The sequence below is a fragment of the Streptomyces chiangmaiensis genome (genome assembly GCF_036281785.1).
In the GTDB taxonomy this organism is placed as follows: Bacteria; Actinomycetota; Actinomycetes; order Streptomycetales; family Streptomycetaceae; genus Streptomyces; species Streptomyces chiangmaiensis.
Genome location: NZ_JAYWVC010000429.1, coordinates 1 through 3,343, shown reverse-complemented (window position 1 = coordinate 3,343; position 3,343 = coordinate 1). Strand labels below are relative to the sequence as shown.

Below are 3,343 nucleotides of genomic sequence, written 5' to 3'. Positions count from 1 at the left end.
ATGCCACTGCCAGCGCCCTCCACCACTACCTGAATGATGGCTCGGAGGTCTCGCTGGACGGCTGGTCGGCAGCGTGAGCATCACGCTGCTTCATCTCATACCCAAGGATCCGCACTTTTCGCCTGCGTCGGCCGCGAGCGAGGCTGCGCAGGCCCAGCTACAGCAACTGGTTCCTGAAGCGCTGGGCGGTTATGACGTCTCGGACATCCCCGGCGCAGCCTTCATCGACCCTGGGGAGAACTGGTGCGGTGTTCGATGCCCCGTGTGCGGTTCCGATATCGAAGATTGGTGGGGCAACGCGATGGACACGGCAGCCCTTCCAGACGGCTACTTCGACTCACTTGCCGTGACGGTGCCCTGTTGCTCTGCCCAGACGGACTTGAACGCCCTCGACTACGTCGAGGCTGCGGGTTCGCCAGGTACAGCCTCGTGACCACGGATCCAGAATGCGAGCTACCGCTGCCGCCAGCTACCGTCAGAGCACTGGGAGATCTCCTTGGCACGGACCTACGACAGGTCATCGCCAGGTACTGACGTCAAGCGCCGGCTTCGCTACGCAGGACCACTCGGGAACAGAAGCTCGTACGGCAGGTAATCGTCGTCCGGCACGCGCGGCACGTAGTCCGGGGTCGTGCGTGCAGCCACAGCCAGCAGGGACCTGCGCGGGTCCAATGCCGAGGCGGTGATCAGGACCCTCAATCTGATCATCCGGGGCTGGTCCGCCTACTTCCGGATCGGGGTGTCCAGCAGGGCCTTCAGCTCGCTGGACTTCTACGTGTGGCAGCTCGCCTACAAGTGGGCCAAGCACGAACACGCGAACAAGCCAAAGGACTGGATCGTGCAGCGCTACTTCGGAGAGTTCAACCCCCGCCGGGGTGACCGGTGGGTCTTCGGAGACCGCGGCAGCGGACGGTTCCTCACCAAGTTCGCGTGGACGAAGATCGTCCGGCACCAGCTCGTCAAGTTTGGGGCGTCTCCGGATGACCCGGCACTGACCGAGTACTGGACCCGGCGGCGACGCAAGGACGTGATCCCGCTGATCGACAAGGCCGACTGGCACCTACTCAACCGCCAGAACGGCCGCTGTCCGCTCTGCGGGGCTCTTCTGCTGCACGCCGACCATCCGCCGTCCAGCCCCATCGAGTGGGAGCAGTGGCTGCGGGCGACCCGCAAAGCGATCAGCCGCAAGGCGATCGTCATCACCGGGCCGGGCACACCGGACGCCCCACCCGCCCAACTCCTGCACGCCCACTGCCGACAACGGCTTGTCGCCGCCACCGGCAAGGGGCCCAGGCTTCTGCCCGCCCGTGAGCCTGTGCCGTTCGAAAATACGATTCGACGCTATGCGCTGCGGTGATGCCATTCGGTCAGACAGCGTGGTGGTACTCATTGATCAGGCCGCCGAGGACGGGCCGTCGTCGGATCCGGTGGGTCTGGAGGTCGATGACGGTGGCCGGGGCGGGTGGTTCGGTGCTGTCTGGGGGAGCTGCTGCCGGGACTGGTGCGGCCGGTGCCGGTTGTAGTGTCGGATGTACTTGGTCAGGACTGCTTGGGCGTGGGCCTCGATGTAGATCAGGATCCGGTCGAGGACTTCGCGGCGTAGGGTTCCCACGGCTCGCTCGCAGATCGCGTTTGCTCTCGGTGCCCGGGGTGGGCTGGGAAGGACCTCCATGCCGTCGGCCTTGAAGACTGCGTCGAAGGCATCGGTGTATTTGCTGTCCCGGTCCCGGATGAGGAAGCGCAGCGAGTCCATGCGGCACCCCGACGCCATGGTGAGATTTCTGGCCTGCTGGACGGTCCACTGGGCGGTGGGGTGGGCGGTGACGCCGGCGAGGTGGAGGCGGCGGGTGCCGTGCTCGATGAAGACCGGGGCGTACAGGCGCTTGAGTGACACTGTGTCGAGGTGGAGGAAGTCGGCGGCGATGATGCCGTGGGCCTGGGTGGTGAGGAACTGGCGCCAGGTTGGGCCGGAGCGCTGCGGGGCGGGGTCGATGCCCGCGGCGTGCAGGATCTGCCAGACCGTGGATGGGGCGATCGAGTAGCCCAGGCGGGCGAGTTCGCCCTGTATGCGGCGGTGGCCCCACGTACTGTTCTCCTTGGCCAGGCGCAGGACGAGTTGCTTGACGGTGGGCGTGGTGGATGGTCTGCCGGGGCGGGTTCTCGGTGTGAATGTTCATTTCCGCGCAACGAGTTGCCGGTGCCGGCGCAGCAGTGTGGTGGGGGTGACGGTGAAGACCTGGAGCCAGCGGTCGCGAGGGATCAGCCGGGAGAGTGCGGCGAGCCAGATCCGGTCGGCGGGCTGGTAGCGGAGGCGGGCGACCTGGCGGCGCGTTACCGCGTTCTCGTGTCGCAACGCCAGCACTTCCGCATCTTTGGCTGCGCGGCTGCGCAGTACGGCAGTGGGCACCGTGATCAGGTTCCGGACGAGCGCGGTAACGATCGACAACGACATCCGCAGATCGTCCCAGGGACGTCGAGCCCGTTTCGTCAGGATCAGCAAATGTGCAGGCCACAGGCGCGAATCGTATTTTCGAGCGGGACACGGAGCACGTCAGCCGGTGGGCAGGCAGGTGCCGCGCCTCCGCCGTCGAGCACGAGCAGGTCGTACGGATCGTGCTCCACGGCGACCGGCACCGGGTCGAGTGACGCCCTCAAAGAGCCGATCGGCGCGCTAGCTAGTCCTTGTCCGCGTCGCTCGTTGGCAGTAGCCGGATAAGGGCGAACGCGGGCCGCATGGCGAGGTAGGGCAGTCGCAGCAGCACGATCCATCAGCTTGAGACGTAGGCCAGGCGAGCAGCGGCCGTTCGCGAAAACCTGCACGTCACAAAGCGTGGATGGGGTTTTCGGCACCCGCACCACCTGCTCCACGCGCTCGGCGAGTTCGAGTCCTTCCACAATCAGCATCGGCCTCACCGCACCCTGGACAGCGCTGCACCCCTGCGGCCGTGCCCCGAACCGATCACCGAACCAGACCGACTCGACCGCCTCGACGTCCGCCGACATGACCGACTCGGCGGCCTCCTCCACGAGTACGCACATGCAGCCTGACCAGCTCGGACGTAATAATCGGCACCCGCAGGTAGGAGCTACCAGCCGTCAAGATCTCCTGGCAAGCGGTCAAGATCATCCGTCAGGAGACAACGCTTGCCAACATTCAAGGCATCCCTTAACGTGGGGCTTGTTTGTGGAGCTGAGAGGAGTCGTCTTGGCTTGGGCGGTCAAGGTCACCGACGAGTACGCCGCATGGTTCGGCGGTTTGATCAAGGGGGATCTTGGATCCGCTTTGCTGGTCGCACAAGCGGTCGCGGCCTTGCGGGAAGCGGGCCCCACGCTAGGCCGCCCA

The 3,343-nt window shown here is 65.8% G+C and carries 5 protein-coding genes and 1 pseudogene; 2 read left to right on the top strand and 4 right to left on the bottom strand.

The genetic code is table 11. The features are described from left to right. Positions 1-73 precede the first annotated feature (73 nt). Positions 74-433, top strand: a complete 360-nt coding sequence (locus VXC91_RS43825) for a hypothetical protein (RefSeq protein WP_329512925.1) — start codon at positions 74-76, stop codon at positions 431-433. A 198-nt stretch (positions 434-631) separates the two neighbouring features. Next, entirely contained in the window at positions 632-1,357 is a 726-nt protein-coding gene (locus VXC91_RS43820) for a group II intron maturase-specific domain-containing protein (protein WP_329512924.1), read from the top strand. Between the two features lie 36 nt (positions 1,358-1,393). On the opposite strand, the gene VXC91_RS43815 is transcribed toward VXC91_RS43820, so the two are convergent. From VXC91_RS43815 to VXC91_RS47350, 4 genes and pseudogenes are all read right to left on the bottom strand, one after another. Continuing rightward, the gene (locus VXC91_RS43815; RefSeq protein ID WP_329512923.1) at positions 1,394-1,894 is read right to left on the bottom strand and encodes an integrase core domain-containing protein; all 501 of its coding nucleotides are present in this window, start codon (positions 1,892-1,894) and stop codon (positions 1,394-1,396) included. 171 nt (positions 1,895-2,065) lie between these two features. Next, a pseudogene (locus tag VXC91_RS43810) lies at positions 2,066-2,110 on the bottom strand (hypothetical protein); the annotation flags it as partial. A 63-nt stretch (positions 2,111-2,173) separates the two neighbouring features. Further along, positions 2,174-2,452 (bottom strand): hypothetical protein, encoded by a 279-nt coding sequence (locus VXC91_RS43805; protein WP_329512922.1) that lies wholly within the window; start codon positions 2,450-2,452, stop codon positions 2,174-2,176. Between the two features lie 41 nt (positions 2,453-2,493). Then, complete coding sequence (locus VXC91_RS47350) at positions 2,494-3,027, bottom strand: hypothetical protein (RefSeq protein ID WP_408057623.1); 534 nt, start codon at positions 3,025-3,027, stop codon at positions 2,494-2,496. Positions 3,028-3,343 lie beyond the last annotated feature (316 nt).